This is a genomic window from Methanocaldococcus sp. FS406-22, assembly GCF_000025525.1.
Lineage (GTDB): Archaea > AGJL01 > Methanococci > Methanococcales > Methanocaldococcaceae > Methanocaldococcus.
Map to the genome: position 1 here is coordinate 1,362,717 of NC_013887.1, position 17,174 is coordinate 1,379,890.

Genomic DNA, 17,174 nt, shown 5'->3' on the forward strand with positions numbered 1-17,174 from the left:
ACCACATATATTAAAATAAAAATTTAAATCAAAAGCTCAACTTTATCATCTCTAAGCTTATTCAATATTCTCAAGGCAATATTTGGGATGAAGGTTGTTATATACGCTTTTTCTGAACTCTCTACAGCTTTTTTATCATCTCCATTGCATGGATAGGCGTTGATTCCTGCCTCATTTAAAATCTTAATAGTGGCCTTCTCTACCCAACTATCTGTATCTGAAATATAAACCTCCTCCGCCTTTTCAGCAATTGCCCAACTTATATACCTCCCCCCAATCAATCCAACTTTTTCAGCAGAGATGTCATCAATTGTCTTATTTACCCTCAATTTTCTACATAGATTGCTCTCTTTTATAGCCGCCCAGTGTGCATCTCCTAAATAAAACCCTCCAATGTTGTAAGGATAAACATTACCTTTCAAAAACCTATTTCCTAAGGCAATTGCTTTAACCATGTCTTTATCTATGAACGTTGCATTGACATTTCCAGCCTTTATCTCCTCCTTAATTATCCTTACAACCCTCCTTAAACCAAAATTCCCTCTCTTTGCAGTTCCTGGGCTATAGCCACACATATATCCATGATGATTTAATGGAAAACCAGTTAATATAGTGTTTAATCCACTTCTTAAACCAACTCTGCATTCATCCTCATAAGCCCCATTTGTTGCTACAACTCCCCCTTTAACTAATATTCTCGATACTGCCACAGCTTTAGCAAAGGCTTTTAATCTATCCTTAGCCCTGTTAAATGGGGCTCCTTCAACAACAAACACATCAACATCTAAATCAATACATGCCTTTAATCCAGTTATTAAATCATCGTATCCATCTCCAATATGGAAAATGCCTTCCAAACCCTTACCATACTTTTTAGCTGTCTTTGCAACAATTGCCATCTCCTCTAATGGGGCGGCATGCTCCTCCCCACCCTGCTCCTCAACAACATTTATACATACTGTTGATGCCAACTTTATCCATTCTTCAAACTCATCTGCATGCTCCTTCTCCTTCTCAATTAGCCTTTTATGGATTCTATTTCTTGGACATCCCTTAAATGGAGGACCTTTGAAATAGCAATCTCCATAGCAGTGAGTTATCTCCTTAGGAAACCTCATTGCCCCATACATTCCAAAGTGGTCTATATCTATCGGCACATCTACCTCATTTAAAATCATTTTTAAGACATCTATGGGCTTTAATCCCTCTCTTTCAGCAATATCTGCAACTGCATAAGAGCAAATATGAATTGGGAATCCCATAAAGTCCGTTAAGATGCAGTTTTCAATGAGTTGAGTTAATGTTAGTGAGGATGAGCACGGGCCTACAGCAATCTCTACCAAATCACATCCCATTGGAAATGTTCTTAAATTGCTTCCTAATTTTTGAATCTCTTCTAAAGATAAATCATCAACTGCATCAACAATCTCAACTATATCACTTTCTTTTAGCTTTTTCTCATTTAATTTTTCTATAATTAATTTTCTTAGCTCTAATGCTGAATCTAAGCTATTAACTGCTTCTTTTATCAAATCTCTCATAAAAATCCCTCAATTTATTTATAATCTGCAAATATCTATCCTCAATCCTCTTAACCAATCCTAAATTATAGTTGTGTGTCTTTAAGATTATAACGTTTTCTATACTATTTCCATCAAACAAATAATCTGGAATTATTAAAATACCATCATCAGAAATTTCTAAGCCCAAATCTTCAACAACCTTTTTAACAAACTCTGTTTTTGGATTAACTTTTATGTTTAAACCTTTGGCTAATTCTTTTAGCTCTCTTTCTTTATTTTTTAAAAATTTGATTGAGTTATTTATCTTCTCTTCATTACCAATGCCTAATTTTTTTAATTCCTCTAAATTTTCAATTAAATCTCTAAAGGTTGCTGATTTAATCTCAAAAATCTCTGCCTCTGGGTTTAGATTTTTAACCCTCTCTTTATAACCCTTAGATATAATCAAAAAATCACAATCAACTTTGCTGTTGTAGGGATTAACTATCTCAAAATTTTCCAAACCAATTAAATCAGCAATCTCTTTATACATCTTTGTTATACCAATTTTCATAATCCCACTTATCAGATGTTTTATCCAAAGCTATCTCTTTCGGGATGCCTTTTATTTTTAATATTAGCTTATTGTTTGATTCTTTTTTCTCAATCTCCTTCCAATCATAAAATGCAAGTCCATCAATAACAACTCCATTTTCATAAATAGAGATGTAGTGTGTTTGCTTAAGATTTGCTATTAAAAAACCAAAAAACAAAATAAATGAAGCTAATATAACAGATGCCATTCCTCCTTCAGTGAAATAATAAACAATTAAAAATCCCACAAAGATAAAAATCAATCCTAATACAATATGATGCCAACATCCAATCTTTACTACTCCTCTATAAATAAGCCTTCCAGTGTTTATTTTTCTAAGTTTTGAAGATGTATATTGCATTAGAGCAAAATAAACAATAAATAATCCAAAAATTATCCCAATTAAATGTATAGGGCTTAATTTCCTAACAATTGTTAATAGAAAGAACATCACTGCCAATAAAAAGCTACTTCCAACTGCATATAGGTAGTAGGGGTTTATTCCTTTCATAATTATCTACCATAAACCTCTAAGTATCTTCTATACTTCTCCCAGTCCAACTTTGGTTTTAGTCCCAAATCCATAATCATCTTAACAACTTCCTCCAAATTCCCTGTTTTTGGATTTCCAACTCCTTTTACATTCATTGGGTGGTTCTTAGGAATAACTGTTGCTACATTGCTTGCCCCTCCAAATAAGGCAAACTGCACTAACTCAGCCCCTATCGTTGGTGTTGGTGAAGTTATCCTTATATTTGGAAATATCAACCTTGTTATAGCTATTGTCTTTGCCTGCTCTAAGGCAGAACATTTTGGATGATTCTCCATAGGCGTTCCTTTGTAAGGGTTGAAGCCCATTATTGGAACTTCTCCAACAATCAACTCATTCTTTAAATAAAATAAATGCTCCACCCTATCCTCATAACTCTCCCCAATACCAATTAATAAGCCAGTGGATAACTCAATACCATACTTATTAACCAATTTGCAGACCCTTATCCTATCCTCCAACTCCTCTCCCGGCTTAACCTTCTTAAATAGCTCTTCATTTATTGTCTCTAAGTTACAGCAGATTGTGTCGATGCCATATTTTTTAAGCTCTTTAATGGATTCTTCTGTTAAATCAGCACCAGCATTGACTAAAACCTCTAAGTTTGTATATTTTTTAACTATCTTTAAAGCTCTTACTACCTCTCTACCTTGATAACCATGTGCAGAGGAACAGCTAACTCTCCTTATCCCACTCTCTTCAATTGCTATAGCTGATCTTTTTATTTCCTCATCAGTTAATCTAAAGGGCTTATAATAGCCTTCTTTTGAAGTTCCAGCGGCAAAACCGCAGTATAGGCATTTAGGGTTTATATGGCATACATTCGTTATGTGGATTGTTGAGGTAATCTCAATCTCTTTTTTGAAAAAGTCCCTAACCTTCGAGGCAATGTTAAACAGCTTTAAATAATCTCCCCAATTGTCTATTTTAAATAGTTTTAATGCCTCATCCTCATCAATAAGCCCATTTTTTATAAATTCTTCGTTCCCTTCCTTTAACTCTTTAAAATTCTCCTCTATCTTCTCAAATATCATTACACCACCAATTACTATGATTAAAAATATCTTACAACTAAAAAAGATTAAAAAGTTTTCGATTTTCTGTAAATTGAATTCAAATAAAAATAAAACAAAAAAGTTTAAAGAAAATCTATTTACTCTTTCTTATATTTCTCTAAGACCTTTAAAGCTGTTGGTAAGATATCTGCTAATGGACCAAAGCACATACTGTCTGCAGTTCCTAATAATGCAGCTGGGTCCAATGCCTCTTCCATGTTTGCTATTCCCTTCTCTTTCATTAAGTTGTGTAATTGTGTTAATGCCTCATCAGCCATCATCTGAGCGAAGTCAGCTGGAGCACCTAAGATTTTTGTAACAGCGTCTCTGTAAGCTAACAAACCAGCATAGACTGTTGCTGTAACTGCTGAACACATGTCACAAACTGGACCAATTAAGTTAGCTGGCATCTTGAATGCATTTCCTCTTGCAATCTTAGCAATCTCATATAACTTGTTGATTGCCTCTTCACTTGCGTAACCTTCAGCAATATAAATTTGCCCCTTCATCTCTGGAACTGCCCCTGGGTGGTAGGAGGTTATGTTTAAATCATCTCTTCCTAAGTCTTTAAAGATTTTTGCGAACTTTGTTGTTGGGATTGTACATGCGTGGGTTACAATAGCTCCTTCTGGAATTGCGTCTGCAAATTTCTTAATGATGTCTGGTTGTTTGTTTCCTTTTGGTAACCATGTTATAACAATTTCTGCATCTGCAACAGCCTCTCTGTCATCAGCAGTAACCTTTAAACCAACATCCTCTGGGTGAACTAAGTGGATGCAAGCCTTTGGTGGTTTTGGTAACTCTTTTGCCTTTGCCTTAACAACTTCTCTAATCTTTGGCATTATACTTTCTGGGTTTCCACTTAAATGAGCTTCCATAACTTCTTTTGGGTCAAATTCATCAATAACAACTAACCCTGGATCTTCAGCAAAGCATGGATCTGAAACAATAACTTCTTTAACATCAGGAACTAAGTGTAAAAGCTCTGCTCCCATTGTAATTGTTGAGTGTGTTAAAGCAATTTCTGGCTTTCCAACTTGGTTAGCAACTTCACAAGCTCTCATGAAGTTTGTTATCCCTGCAGCTGCGTGTGTTCTGTAACAACCTGCTCCCAAGATTGCTATTTTCATCCTCTCACCTTTTGTTAATATTGTAAATAATTCGGGTAATATTATTGTTATATTTGGTAATATATAAAATTATCTATTTGGTTCTAAGTAGTAAATAGCCATAAATAAGTATTATCTGTGATATCATATTTTCTAATAGCCAATATTAAAAATTAAATAAGGATTATAAGGAATAATCTATAGTGTCTTTCAAAACTCTTTGGAATAACTAAGGCACTAATGAATGCCTTCCAAAGGAAGGCATTTAAATCTTCCTTAATAAATTTTATTAATTTGAAAGACACTATAAAATAGCTACACACCTCGCTGGAGATGCATCAATATCAAATATCTTTAACGGCAATCCTAAAAAATAGAAACTCTTTCCAATCAAATTTTTCAAATTTTCATTTAGATTTTCAATAATTAAAATATTGTTTGATAAAAGCTTTTTATGCTCTTCTAACCCACCAATTGTGCATGCATCTATGCCAACACATTTTATATTGCTTTTAATAATATTATCAACCGATATATCTGGAATTTTATCAAAATACTCTCTTTTATTCCAATATTTAGAAAATCCAGTATAAATTAACAAAATATCACATGTAAATAATAATTTATCATGTTTACCACTATTCTTTTCAAAATCCTCTAAAGATATACAATATCCTCTCCCTTTAATAATCCCATCCTTGAATAAAATTTCATTTTTCAACCCAACATGTTTTGGATAATCTATATGAGTGGAGAGATGAGACCCCATAACTATTTCTGATACTATGAACCCATCTATCCTTTTTTCAGTAATTTTTAGCTCTGGATCTCCTGGATAAGGAAAATTAATTAAGGGCTGTGTTAAATCTAAAACTTTCATATTTTCACTTTAGTTTTTATATATTTGAGTATATTTTCATTAAGTATATATACTTCTTCAATTCACATATATATAAAGTTTTCGAAAACTATATATAGTAGTTGTGAATAAAGATAAATCAGCATATATAGAGGGAGCAATTTGAAAGTAGAAATACTTCACAAAACGCCAAAGGGTTTCTTGATAGGTAGGGGAAAGAGAGAGATAAAGATTGGTTCGGTTGTTATTTTTAAAAATAAGAAAATTGGTAAGGTAGTGGATATTTTCGGCCCAGTTGCTAAACCGTATATAAAAATACTCCCTGTTGATAAAGGCATAGAAGTTTCTGGGACTGTGTATATAAAAAACGATAAATCTAAATATAAAAATTCTAAGAAGAAAAATTAAATTTAATGGTGTAGCTTATGGAAGCTCTCAAAACAAAAGAAAATGAAAAAACAAAAGAAAAGAAAATTATAACAAAAGCCGAAACTTCCGAAAAAAAAGAAGAAAATGTTAGGGAAGAAGAAATTGTTTGTCCAATTTGTGGTAGTAAAGAAGTTGTTAAAGATTATGAAAGAGCTGAAATTGTCTGTGCAAAATGTGGATGTGTCATTAAAGAGAAGTTATTTGATATTGGGCCAGAGTGGAGAGCATTTGACCATGAACAGAAAATTAAGAGATGTAGAGTTGGGGCTCCTATGACGTACACTATCCACGACAAAGGATTATCAACAGTTATTGATTGGAGAAATAAAGATAGCTATGGAAAAGATTTATCTGCAAATAAAAGAGCTCAACTTTACAGATTAAGAAAGTGGCAGAGGAGAATTAGAGTTAGTGACGCTGCAGAAAGGAATTTAGCATTTGCTTTATCAGAATTAGATAGAATTACATCAAAACTTGGATTGCCAAGACATGTTAGGGAGAATGCCGCTATAATTTACAGAGGAGCAGTTGATAAAGGATTAATAAGAGGAAGAAGTATTGAGGGGGTTGTTGCTGCTGCTATTTATGCAGCTTGTAGAAGGTGTAGAGTGCCAAGAACTTTAGATGAGATTGCCGAGGCTTCAAGAGTAGATAGGAAAGAAATTGGAAGAACTTACAGATTTTTAGCAAGAGAATTAAATATAAAGCTAACTCCAACAAATCCAATCGATTATGTGCCAAGATTTGCTTCTGAACTTGGATTACCTGGAGAGGTTGAGTCCAAAGCTATACAGATATTACAGCAAGCGGCTGAAAAGGGATTAACAAGCGGTAGAGGCCCTACTGGTGTTGCTGCTGCAGCAATATATATAGCAAGCGTTCTCCTTGGATGTAGGAGAACTCAGAGGGAAGTTGCTGAAGTTGCTGGTGTAACAGAGGTAACTATAAGAAATAGATATAAGGAGCTAACAGAACACTTAGATATTGATGTAACTTTGTAAGATTTGGATAAGACAACTTATGAGTTAAATTTAAAAATTATAAGTAGACATATCTTTTTTTATTTTAATTATTTTTGTATATTAGATAAATTTTGGTGATTTGTAATGGGGATATTAGATAAAATACATAAAAAATCTGAAAAAAGTGAAAAAGAAAAAAAATCCGAAACTACAATTTCAAATAACGTTAAGATTAAACCTGTAGAACCCTACCCAACTGTTGATAAAAAGACATTGGTTGGAAATAACGAAACCTTATTGGATACTTACACTATAAAAATTGATGAAATAGAAATGGAAGTAGTGATTAAAAGAGAAAAAGGTTATATTTATTACACAATCCCTGAAATTGAAAAGATTAATGCATCCCTTTCAAAACTTACAAAAGACCATATAAATCATATAAAATCCCAAATTAGTGATTTAGGTCTGATAGAATATCAACAGATAAAAGAGTATTTAACAAATTTCTCTATGAGGTATAATTTAGCTATTCCTTATATTGACTCATTAGCAAAATTCTTTTATTTAGTAATTGGAAGACTCGGACTATTAGAAGTTCCGCTAAATGATGATAGATTAGAAGAAGTTATGGTTAATGGTTACAATGTTCCAGTTTTTGTATTTCATAGAAAACATCAGATGTGTGAAACAAATATTGTGTTAGATAGAAATGAAGTTGATAGGATTATTGAAAGTATTGCAAATTTAGTTAATAGACCGATAGATTCAAGAGTTCCAATGCTCGACGCATTTCTACCCGATGGAAGTAGAGTGAATGCTACCACAGCCGATATAACCATGAACGGAGCTACATTAACAATAAGAAAATTCTCAAAAAATCCATTAACTGTTATCGATTTAATAAACTTCGGAACTTTAGATATAGATACCGCCGCTTTTTTATGGCAAGCTGTTGAAGGTTACTTTGGAGCAAAACCAGCAAACACCTTAATAGTTGGTGGAACTGGTTCTGGAAAAACAACATTGTTGAATGTTTTATCATTATTCTCAATGTACAACGAAAGAATCATAACTATCGAAGATACCCCAGAGTTACAGATTCCTCATAAACATGTCATAAAGATGGTTACAAGGCCTGCAAGGCCTGGAATGCCAGAGTATGAAGTTACAATGGATGATTTGATTAAAAACGCTCTAAGGATGAGGCCAGATAGAATATTTGTTGGAGAAGTTAGAGGGGAAGAAGCTCATTCGTTGTTAGTTGCTATGAACACCGGGCACGATGGGGCTTTAGCTTATGACGAGCTAATTTATTTATCAGATGGAAATATAACAAAGATTGGAGAGTTTGTAGATAAATTCTTTAAAAAATACGAAAACAGCATAAAAAAAGAAGATAATGGATTTGAATGGGCAGATATTAAAAACGAAAATATATATATCAAAAGTTTCAATAAATTGTCACTAATTATTGAAGATAAAAGAATATTAAGAGTTTGGCGAAAAAAATATTCTGGAAAATTAATTAAAATAACAACTAAAGGAAAAAGAGAAATTACTCTAACTCATGACCATCCTGTATATGTATTAAAGGAAAAAATTTTTGAAATAAATGCAGAAATGGTAAAGGTTGGAGACCTCATATATATTCCAAAAAACAAAAATATGGACTTAGACAAAGTAACTAAAATAGAAACCATTGATTATAACGGATACATATATGACCTAACAGTCGAAGATAACCATACCTATATCGCTGGAAAAAATGGAGGTTTTGCTGTTTCAAACTGCTCTGGAACATTACATGCGAATAGTGCTGATGAAGCTATTTTAAGATTAACAAGCCCACCAATGAATGTCCCGAGGATTATGCTAACAGCATTAAATTTCATTATAAACCAGCAGAGGATTAGAAGGGCTGGAAAAACAATTAGGAGAATTCTTGAAATCGTGGAGATTGTGAAAGGTGGTGGTGAAGGTCACGAATTTGCCAAAACCTCCCTTTACGAATATAATGGATTAAAAGACCACTTAGAAAGAAGAGGAATTTGTATGTGGGAAGAAGAGGTTTGTGAAATAGCAGGAATTACTAAAGAGGAATTATTAAGAGACAGAGAAAATAGGAAAAAGGTTTTAAGTTACTTGTACAAAAATAATATTAAAAAACTTGAAGATGTTTCTAAATACATAATGGGATATCAGGCAGATCCTGAAAAACTTATGAGATTGATAAGATGATAAAACATTAAACATTATGTCTAATTGGTGAATTAAATGGGTGAATATTCTAAAAAACTAAATATAAAGAAAAAAATTGATTTGTTATTATATAAGTTAGGACTAAAACCTCTCAGTATAGAAACTTTAAAGGAGTTAAAAGAATCCAAAAAAGAGGAAGAAACTCCTGAATTCTATGACGTTTATTTTGAACCTGAAGAAGAATTCACTGATATAGAAAAGTACGAATTTATACTATATGAAGAAGATATTGTTGGTAAGACAGCAAAGTCACTGTCAAAAATATTTAAAGGTAACTTATTTCCATCAAGAAATGAACTTAGGTATATGGGAATTAGAGATGAAGTAGCCTATTTTAAAAAGGTAATAACCTATATGATTATAACTTTTTTGGTATTACTCTTTATGGGAATTTTAGATAATGATCCACTTCAAGGATTAGCCAATGGATTATTAGGAGCTGGAATTATATTAGCATTGTCATTATTTTACCCAAAAATCAGACTAATATTATTTAAAGGGGAAATAAAACTTCAAATCTTATTTACATTGATATATATGGTATCAATCCTTAGGGCAGGAGGGTCTCTACCAGAAGTTTTAGATAATATTTCAAAAAGTAGAGAGTACGGAGTCGTAGCATTTGAGGCAAGGTCTATAATTAGAGACGTTAATATAGGAGGTTACAACTTAGTAGAAGCACTTGAAAGAGCTAAGATGAGGACAAAAATCCCCCTATTAAAAAAATTATACGACCAGATGATTATAGGTTACAATAAAGGTAATCTACCCCTACTTTTAGAGAAATTATACGAGGATATTGTTAGAGAGTCCATGATTAAATTGGATTCATCGAAATTTATGATACAAAACTTAGGAAACTTAGCATTTGGGGTTGGGTTAATACTTCCATTTACTGGGATGATATTATCGACTATGATAAGTAATCAGGGGTTTTCAGGAATATTAAGCACTATAAACCTACTGCTATTGAAAATTGGTCCATTATTAACACTAATATTTGGAATTTTTGTTAAACTAAAAATAGAATAAAATGCTTAATGTGATAACATGCCCAAATACTTAACAACCCTATATAAAAGAACTATAAAAAGGAATGTCATACTCTTTAAAAAACTTGGTAAGGAGTTTGATGAAAAAAAGTTTGTATTGTTGTTAATTATTATAGCTGCGATACCAATTCTAATATCTTATTATCTAAACCTAACCTTGAAAAGTATGATTATATTCGTAGTTATATATGTGGGAGCTGCATTGTTCATCCCCTCTATTTTATACGAAAATAAAATAGAAACTCTTGAAAATAACATTCCACAAGCTCTTTATATTATGATATTAGCCCTCGAATCTGGAAGGTCCATAAACGAAGCATTACTTGAAGTTGTTAAAAGCAATATAAAAGAAGTTAGTGATATATTTAGAAAAGTTCTATATCTAATGGAAAATCAAAAATTAAGTTTTGAAGAGTCTATGACAATTGTGTCTAATTTATATGACTCTAAAGTATTAAGGATGTTAGCAAGAATTATGATTGAAAATAGGAAATACGGTGGAGATTTGGCAGATTCTCTAAAAATATTGGCTAAAACTCTTGAAGACTTTAAAATGTATAAAAAGCAGTTGTTAAGTGTTACAGCAAGTGGTTTAGCTATTGGTTTTATTATATTGTGTGGGGTCATTCCAGCTGTTGCTGCACTGTTGGGAGCTTATTTAATAGCTGTTTCAGGTATGTTAAGTGGTGTTGCTCCAATACCTCCAGTTAAACCAGAAGACATATCAAAAAGATTAGAGATTGTTCAAATGGGAACGGCAATTATAGGAGCTTTGTTTGCAATTCCAATATTTGGGTTAAAAATAGGGAGGATGTTTGTAATTTCTGCTATAACCATGACAGTTGGAGTTTTAGCATATTATACAATCTTAAAAATTGCTCCAGGGTTATTTTCATAAAATTTTTATTTTAAAAGATTGTTTATCTCATCATTTAGTAAAATAATTCTCTTAATTGAAGGGTGATTTCTACCCAATCTTTTTTCAAATTTTTTTATTACCTCATTTATTTCAACTCTCTTCGTCCCAAATATTAAGTTATCAGCATGAGCTACAATCTTTTCTTCCAATGTTATTGGTAAATAATCTTTTGGTGGAAGACCAAGCTCTATAGCCTCTTCTTTTGTTATTCCTGCCCCAATATGCCTCTCAGCTATTAATGCAAGTTTCTCATCAAAACCCAACTCCCTTAAAATTTCAGCCCCTACAACTCCATGATCTATACCATGGGTTTTACTCCTACCAATATCGTGCAACAAACCTCCCAATCTAACAAGCTCAATATCAACATTATGGCCGTTGTTTTTTATAGCTAAAGCTAATTCATAAGCATATTCCGAAACTGCTATACAATGCTCTACCACATTCTCAGGGCATAAGTTTTTTAAAATAGATAGGGCTTTTTCAAATTCCATAATCTCACATTCATTAAATTATTTACATTTATTTCAAAAAAGGATTGTTTTTTAATTCCCCCTTTAAAAATTTTATTTGCTCCTCTAAATCCCTAATCAATTCATTGTTATCAAACTCTTGCAACATGTTTCCACAGCCGGGGCATGCAAATCCATAATCCATCGCCTCTTCAAATGTAAATCTTACATTGCAATTTGGACAGAAGAAAAACATGTTGTTTTTCTCAAACTCTAACTTCTCCTCAAGGTCTTTGATTAGCTCATTTATCTTCTTTTTTACCATATAAGGCAGTTTTTCAAGTGTTGGTAGCCATGTATAGGAATACCAATTAGTATCTTCATCTTTCCATCTCTTGTAATCAACCAATCTTGCATCATACAACTTATAAAGCAGTTTTCTAACTACATTAAGCTTTACTCCAAGCTCTTTGGCTATTTCCTCCTCTGTTGTCTCGCCCTTCTCTAAAAGAACGTCAATAACCTCAAACCCTTTCTCGTCTCCTTCAAATATATTAAAAAGAACTTCCTGAACCAAAGGGTCGTTTAGCATCTCATATATTCTCTCTATTTTCTTTTCTTTCCTCATACTCTGCACACTCCCTATATACATCGTTTATTATTGATTTAATGTTTTCTTTTGCAATTACTGTAGCTATAGGCTCTCCTCTCTCTATGACTGCATTCTTCTTTGGAATGTCATAAACAAAGTCCCTTTTTGATATATTGGCAATAATTTTTTCTTTAGCGAACAATATTCTTTTTATATACATTTCTTTTGGTTTAAAATCCTTAGCATAATTGTTATTTAACAAAACCCTCGCCAAATTTTGAGATGCACTCATCTCTATTGTCTCATAAGTCCCTAAAATGCGAGGATTTATATCGACAATATACGGTTCATTATATTTAATCAAAAAATCAATGCCATTCATTCCTTTTAATTCAAAAGATTCTATAGCCTCACTAAATATTTTAATAAACTTCTTTGGCAAATTAATATAAGGAGTTAAATTCCCAGCATACATTCCCTTAATTATAATTTGTTTGTTAAAGGTTATAAATGTATTGCCTATAAAGTTGGCACTGAAACTTTTCCCTCCAATATATTCCTGAGCAATAATTGGGAACTTAATTTCATTAATTATCTTATCAATATAAAAATCATTTGACTCAAGTTTTATAATTCCTCCTCCACTTCCATAAATGGGTTTTAAAATACAGGACTTAAATTCCTCTAAAAATCCATATAATTGAGTTTTATTATTAATTTTCTTTGTTTCTGGTATATTAAAACCAAGGTTTTGTAATTTTTTATATGTCTTATATTTGTTACTGATTTCATTTATCTTTTTTGGCTCATTACCTACAATATTATCCCATCTTGGAATTTTCGAATTTTCGAATTCAAAAACACCTGAGGTTATGAAGATATAATCAACTTCATCAGCTAAGTTATCAGCTATCTCAATTAATTTGTTTTCATCATAGTTTTCTCTCAATCTCCCATGAGATAGAGGATTTATTAAATAATATTTTTTATCAGCATTTAAATCTTCTGGGGCATAGTAAGAGACGGAATATACATAAAACCCCAATTTTTTTAGAGAATTAACTACTGGTCTTGTGTTTATACCTAAAACCAAAGCTTTCAAATTTCTCCCCCGTTATAATTAGTTAAAAAATGTTCTATTGCATATTGATATCCTTAGATGACTATAGTTTTTTAGCAAAGTTATTAAAAATAGAGGAAGTTTTAAATCAACTCAAGTTCTTTTCTCAACTCTCCCAATGTAGCAACTTTTTCAGCAAATGCATCATGCCTATGAATACTCTCCATATTTATCTGCCTAATTGAAACCTTTGTCTCATCTGGCAAGTGTTTAAATTTCTCCACTACCCTTTTAGCCATCTCCCTTACACAATCTTCAACAAACTTAGGATTTCTATGGCTTTGCTCAACAACATAAGCTTCATCAGCCCTCTTCAATATACCATGAATTTCAGCACTCATAGATTTTTTAATTATGTCTATAATTTCCATAATCTCAATCTCATAGCCAGTAGGAACTTCCAAAATAATTCTGCCAATTCCCCTCTGATTGTGAGTAGCAAAGATAACTGAATCTAATATTTTATCAATATCATCATCAGAAAAGCCCTTTTCCTTTAAATTTTTAATGCACATCTCTTTTATCAAATTTTGAGCACATGGACATGCAGTTATGCCAACAACCTCAGCTCCAACAATTTTTGTTAATTCAATTTTATCATCCTTCTTTATTCCCTTAGCTCCACCCATAATTTTGTGTATCTCCTGAGAATATTTTCCAGATATTGGGCTTTTCTCTTTAGTCATGAAATCACTAACCATAAAAACCTCTGCCTCTGTGGCATATTCATGCTTCTCAAACAACCTCTTAACTATCTCCTCACAAATTGTCTCCATCTCATAACTCTCCAACTCTAATGCCTCATCTATTATTCCCTCTATAACCTCTGGATTTCTTGACATGTGAATACCTTTTTGTGAGCTTGGCAAATTAACAAAAACCTCAAAGGTAGATAATAAAATTATAGGTCTTTTGTTTGTTCTCTTTAATCTGACAAGCTTTTTTAGATTTGTTACTCCAACTCTTGTTAAAGATATCTTAACATCCGGCTCAAAGTTTTGAACATCACATCTCCAATTCATCATCTTCACCTATCAGCACATCCCTAAGCTCTCTTGATAGCTTATAATATACGTTGTTTCCATCCCTTTCTTTATAAATATATCCCATCTCATAGATGTCAGATAAGTGTGTTCCAATAGTGCTTGGTGATTTTTTTAGGTATTCAGCTAATTGGGTTACTGTTGCAGAACCTCCAAGCTTTGCCATTGCCCTAACAATATCTGACTGTGCTGGAGTTAAATGATTTAGAATTTGATGCCCAACACTAATGCCGAGGGAATGCATTGCCTCTTTAACAATACTCTCATCTATCTTGGTTAAACCCTTTCTTATAGCTATTGATATTGATTCTGAGCATGTCATTATTATCTTTCTTGGAATACCATCACATTCTTCAACAATTTTGTGGATAGCATCTTCAGTAAACGGCTCAAACTCCTCAGCTCCATCTATATGGGCATCTTCCAATCTCCTCCTAATTAGATCATAGGACTCATCCTTTGATAAAGGGGGCATATTTATTATTTTAGGGATTCTATCTTTAATTGGTGGAGATATCTTTGTTAAATCATCCATTAATGTTGGTGAACCAGCCATAAACGTTAAGATCCCCTCTTCATATAAAAATGAATGGAAAAACTGCAATAAAGATAAACAACTCTTCTTTGCAAACTGGTCAGCCTCATCAATTAAGATTATGCATAACTTATCCGGGCTTTTAACCTCATTTATTAAATACTCTAAATCCCTCTCAATTCTCTCCCTTGGATAGTGGATAGGAACTTTATCTCCATAGTTGTTTAACTTCCTATACATATCTAAGATTCTGCTTGAATGCTCCATATAATCAGATTTTATAGTTCCACTCATGGTTATGAGATTTTCTGTCAATATGTTGTATAAAAGTTGAATTAAAAACTGTCTTGGTGTTATTTGAGAGGCCGTTAGCTCAACAACCCAGTGTCCTTGCTTTTTTGTAGCGTAGTAAATGATATTGAGCATAGAACTCTTCCCTATACCCTTAGTACCAACTATTGCGGCATTTGCTACACTACCATGTAAGGCAGAGCCCAAAATCTCCCCAATCTCTCTTAATTCACTAACTCTACCTACAAAAAACTTTGTATTTCCTCTTATTGGTTTTTCAGAGAATGGGTTGTATTTTAATTTTAATTTATGCATGGTACTTGCTATAGAGCTTGCAGATTTTTGTATAAACTCTATAGGGTCCATGTTTCCACCATAATAATAAATTAATAATTTAAATCTTTAAATTAATTGTCCATATTTTTCCCATTGATTTCGAACTTTTGTTTTAGGAACGTTATATAGGTTTCGAAAAATCGAAAGATAGATTGAATCAACTATTCTTAAATTTTAATACTTTGTTGTAAGTTTATGACCAAATTTTAAAAAATATTGTGAATCAAACAATAAAATTAAAAAATATTATGAATCAAATAATATCTTGTATAAAATAAGAACCTATCATTTTCAGAAATAAACTTGAATAAAAATAAACATAGTATATATACTATTCTAATGAAATAAAGTTAATTTTAATTTTTCTCATGAGAATTATTAAAACACATTAAAAATAAAATATCATGAATCAAAACTTATAATTAGTAAAAAACTATGAATCAAAAATTTTTATTTAATTAACATTATATAAAAACTACCCAACATTAATAAAGAAAAACAATTAACAATTATTAAAGAGAAATAAATAAATAAATGTTCCATCAAAACATACGTAATGACAAAAATCCTCAAAATGTTAGTAATACTGCAACTAAAAATTAAGGGATAAATCTATCTCATGAATCAAAAGGTTTATAAATGATTAAAATAAATATAACTGAGTATGCATAAAACAAACATTATAAAAATAACAACCTCTAATCAAAAAGGTGTGAAAGATGGAAAGATTGCCTTATGAAATAGTATCTACCATATTTAGAAAGGCAATTTTACATTATGTGTTAATACGTGGCACAACCTATCCTCAATCACTCGCAGAAAATTTAAATATATCAAAAGGATTAGCAAGCTCTTTTTTAAGGCTATGCTCAGCTTTAAATGTAATGAAAAGAGAAAGGGCAGGGCATAAGGTGTTATATTCTTTTACATCAAAAGGATTAGCGGTATTAAAAAGATTAGCCCCAGAAATATTCGATTTGAGTTTTTCGAGTGTTTTCGAACAATTACCTAAAAAGAAAATTGCCACTAAGTATTACCCAGTGGATAGAATAGGGTTCGAAATAAGATGGAGAGAAGATAAATTGGGAGGAATGATATTTTCGTTCTTTGATTCTAATGGAGAACATTTAGGAGACGTTTTTAGAAGCAATAAAGGGCAGTGGTGGTGTGTTATCTGTCAAAGTGATACATGCAAACACATCGATTATCTGAAACGGTTGTATAAAACATTGAAAAATCAAGATTAACAAATTTCGAGTTTTCGAGTTGCATGTATGTATATGGTCAATAATTGAGACAGATTTTTCTGAAGAACTAATTATCGCAAAATTAAGATAGTGGGAATTATATCTTATTTTGTATAACAAACTGTTAATATTAGAGTTTTAGCGTTAATTGTGGTTTTTTTATTTTTATTTTTAAAAATAACAGTTTTTTAACATTATTTTTTAAAAATATTTTATAATATATTATATTAAAATATAAACAAAAGAATTTTTATTATTTTAACT

General features: G+C 31.8%; 17 protein-coding genes. 6 read left to right on the top strand and 11 right to left on the bottom strand.

From position 1 onward, the window contains the following. Positions 1-23: 23 nt before the first annotated feature. From hmdC to MFS40622_RS06970, 6 genes are all read right to left on the bottom strand, one after another. The gene (gene hmdC, locus MFS40622_RS06945; protein WP_012980971.1) at positions 24-1,541 is read right to left on the bottom strand and encodes a 5,10-methenyltetrahydromethanopterin hydrogenase cofactor biosynthesis protein HmdC; all 1,518 of its coding nucleotides are present in this window, start codon (positions 1,539-1,541) and stop codon (positions 24-26) included. Next, a complete protein-coding gene (locus MFS40622_RS06950) occupies positions 1,513-2,076 on the bottom strand; it encodes a hypothetical protein (protein ID WP_012980972.1) in 564 nt (187 codons plus the stop codon). Before MFS40622_RS06950 ends, hmdC begins: the two co-directional genes overlap by 29 nt. Then, positions 2,048-2,608, bottom strand: a complete 561-nt coding sequence (locus MFS40622_RS06955; RefSeq protein WP_012980973.1) for a hypothetical protein — start codon at positions 2,606-2,608, stop codon at positions 2,048-2,050. The genes MFS40622_RS06950 and MFS40622_RS06955 overlap by 29 nt, the downstream gene beginning before the upstream one ends. A 2-nt stretch (positions 2,609-2,610) precedes the next feature. Then, entirely contained in the window at positions 2,611-3,681 is a 1,071-nt protein-coding gene (hmdB, locus tag MFS40622_RS06960; protein WP_012980974.1) for a 5,10-methenyltetrahydromethanopterin hydrogenase cofactor biosynthesis protein HmdB, read from the bottom strand. A 119-nt stretch (positions 3,682-3,800) separates the two neighbouring features. Next, on the bottom strand, positions 3,801-4,832 hold the full coding sequence (gene hmd, locus MFS40622_RS06965) for a 5,10-methenyltetrahydromethanopterin hydrogenase (RefSeq protein ID WP_012980975.1): 1,032 nt from the start codon (positions 4,830-4,832) through the stop codon (positions 3,801-3,803). 283 nt (positions 4,833-5,115) lie between these two features. Next, entirely contained in the window at positions 5,116-5,691 is a 576-nt protein-coding gene (locus tag MFS40622_RS06970; protein WP_012980976.1) for a cyclase family protein, read from the bottom strand. 141 nt (positions 5,692-5,832) lie between these two features. On the opposite strand from MFS40622_RS06970, the gene MFS40622_RS06975 reads away from it, so the two are divergent. The 5 genes from MFS40622_RS06975 (at position 5,833) to MFS40622_RS06995 (ending at position 11,273) form a co-directional block, all read left to right on the top strand. Next, the gene (locus MFS40622_RS06975; protein WP_012980977.1) at positions 5,833-6,078 is read left to right on the top strand and encodes a Gar1/Naf1 family protein; all 246 of its coding nucleotides are present in this window, start codon (positions 5,833-5,835) and stop codon (positions 6,076-6,078) included. Between the two features lie 17 nt (positions 6,079-6,095). Further along, positions 6,096-7,100, top strand: a complete 1,005-nt coding sequence (locus MFS40622_RS06980; protein WP_012980978.1) for a transcription initiation factor IIB — start codon at positions 6,096-6,098, stop codon at positions 7,098-7,100. Positions 7,101-7,205: 105 nt separating this feature from the next. Next, complete coding sequence (locus MFS40622_RS06985; protein WP_012980979.1) at positions 7,206-9,302, top strand: ATPase, T2SS/T4P/T4SS family; 2,097 nt, start codon at positions 7,206-7,208, stop codon at positions 9,300-9,302. A 36-nt stretch (positions 9,303-9,338) separates the two neighbouring features. Continuing rightward, on the top strand, positions 9,339-10,355 hold the full coding sequence (locus tag MFS40622_RS06990; protein WP_012980980.1) for a type II secretion system F family protein: 1,017 nt from the start codon (positions 9,339-9,341) through the stop codon (positions 10,353-10,355). 18 nt (positions 10,356-10,373) lie between these two features. Further along, positions 10,374-11,273 (top strand): type II secretion system F family protein, encoded by a 900-nt coding sequence (locus tag MFS40622_RS06995; RefSeq protein WP_012980981.1) that lies wholly within the window; start codon positions 10,374-10,376, stop codon positions 11,271-11,273. A gap of 5 nt (positions 11,274-11,278) precedes the next feature. Here the strand turns inward: MFS40622_RS06995 and MFS40622_RS07000 are convergent, their stop codons facing one another. The 5 genes from MFS40622_RS07000 to MFS40622_RS07020 form a co-directional block, all read right to left on the bottom strand. After that, positions 11,279-11,788, bottom strand: a complete 510-nt coding sequence (locus tag MFS40622_RS07000) for a TIGR00295 family protein (RefSeq protein ID WP_012980982.1) — start codon at positions 11,786-11,788, stop codon at positions 11,279-11,281. A 28-nt stretch (positions 11,789-11,816) separates the two neighbouring features. Further along, positions 11,817-12,374, bottom strand: coding sequence for a transcription factor E (gene tfe, locus MFS40622_RS07005; RefSeq protein WP_012980983.1), 558 nt, complete (start codon positions 12,372-12,374; stop codon positions 11,817-11,819). Continuing rightward, on the bottom strand, positions 12,340-13,440 hold the full coding sequence (locus tag MFS40622_RS07010; protein WP_012980984.1) for an ATP-grasp domain-containing protein: 1,101 nt from the start codon (positions 13,438-13,440) through the stop codon (positions 12,340-12,342). Before MFS40622_RS07010 ends, tfe begins: the two co-directional genes overlap by 35 nt. A 101-nt stretch (positions 13,441-13,541) precedes the next feature. Next, positions 13,542-14,480 carry a GTP cyclohydrolase MptA gene (gene mptA / locus MFS40622_RS07015; RefSeq protein WP_048197504.1) on the bottom strand — a complete coding sequence of 313 codons (939 nt, stop codon included), beginning with the start codon at positions 14,478-14,480 and terminating at the stop codon, positions 13,542-13,544. Beyond that, positions 14,464-15,693, bottom strand: coding sequence for an ArsR family transcriptional regulator (locus tag MFS40622_RS07020; RefSeq protein ID WP_012980986.1), 1,230 nt, complete (start codon positions 15,691-15,693; stop codon positions 14,464-14,466). The genes mptA and MFS40622_RS07020 overlap by 17 nt, the downstream gene beginning before the upstream one ends. 689 nt (positions 15,694-16,382) lie before the next feature. Between MFS40622_RS07020 and MFS40622_RS07025 the strand changes: the two genes are divergently transcribed. Then, entirely contained in the window at positions 16,383-16,910 is a 528-nt protein-coding gene (locus MFS40622_RS07025; RefSeq protein ID WP_012980987.1) for a hypothetical protein, read from the top strand. The last annotated feature ends 264 nt before the right edge of the window (positions 16,911-17,174 follow it).

Coding starts and splice junctions, on each gene's coding strand:
- MFS40622_RS07000 (WP_012980982.1), bottom strand. CDS start 11,788: ATGGAATTTGAAAAAGCCCTATCTATTTTAAAAAACTTATGCCCTGAG.
- MFS40622_RS06985 (WP_012980979.1), top strand. CDS start 7,206: ATGGGGATATTAGATAAAATACATAAAAAATCTGAAAAAAGTGAAAAA.
- MFS40622_RS06990 (WP_012980980.1), top strand. CDS start 9,339: ATGGGTGAATATTCTAAAAAACTAAATATAAAGAAAAAAATTGATTTG.
- hmdB (WP_012980974.1), bottom strand. CDS start 3,681: ATGATATTTGAGAAGATAGAGGAGAATTTTAAAGAGTTAAAGGAAGGG.
- MFS40622_RS07020 (WP_012980986.1), bottom strand. CDS start 15,693: ATGGACCCTATAGAGTTTATACAAAAATCTGCAAGCTCTATAGCAAGT.
- hmdC (WP_012980971.1), bottom strand. CDS start 1,541: ATGAGAGATTTGATAAAAGAAGCAGTTAATAGCTTAGATTCAGCATTA.
- MFS40622_RS06980 (WP_012980978.1), top strand. CDS start 6,096: ATGGAAGCTCTCAAAACAAAAGAAAATGAAAAAACAAAAGAAAAGAAA.
- hmd (WP_012980975.1), bottom strand. CDS start 4,832: ATGAAAATAGCAATCTTGGGAGCAGGTTGTTACAGAACACACGCAGCT.
- mptA (WP_048197504.1), bottom strand. CDS start 14,480: ATGAATTGGAGATGTGATGTTCAAAACTTTGAGCCGGATGTTAAGATA.
- MFS40622_RS06995 (WP_012980981.1), top strand. CDS start 10,374: ATGCCCAAATACTTAACAACCCTATATAAAAGAACTATAAAAAGGAAT.
- tfe (WP_012980983.1), bottom strand. CDS start 12,374: ATGAGGAAAGAAAAGAAAATAGAGAGAATATATGAGATGCTAAACGAC.
- MFS40622_RS06955 (WP_012980973.1), bottom strand. CDS start 2,608: ATGAAAGGAATAAACCCCTACTACCTATATGCAGTTGGAAGTAGCTTT.
- MFS40622_RS06950 (WP_012980972.1), bottom strand. CDS start 2,076: ATGAAAATTGGTATAACAAAGATGTATAAAGAGATTGCTGATTTAATT.
- MFS40622_RS07025 (WP_012980987.1), top strand. CDS start 16,383: ATGGAAAGATTGCCTTATGAAATAGTATCTACCATATTTAGAAAGGCA.
- MFS40622_RS06970 (WP_012980976.1), bottom strand. CDS start 5,691: ATGAAAGTTTTAGATTTAACACAGCCCTTAATTAATTTTCCTTATCCA.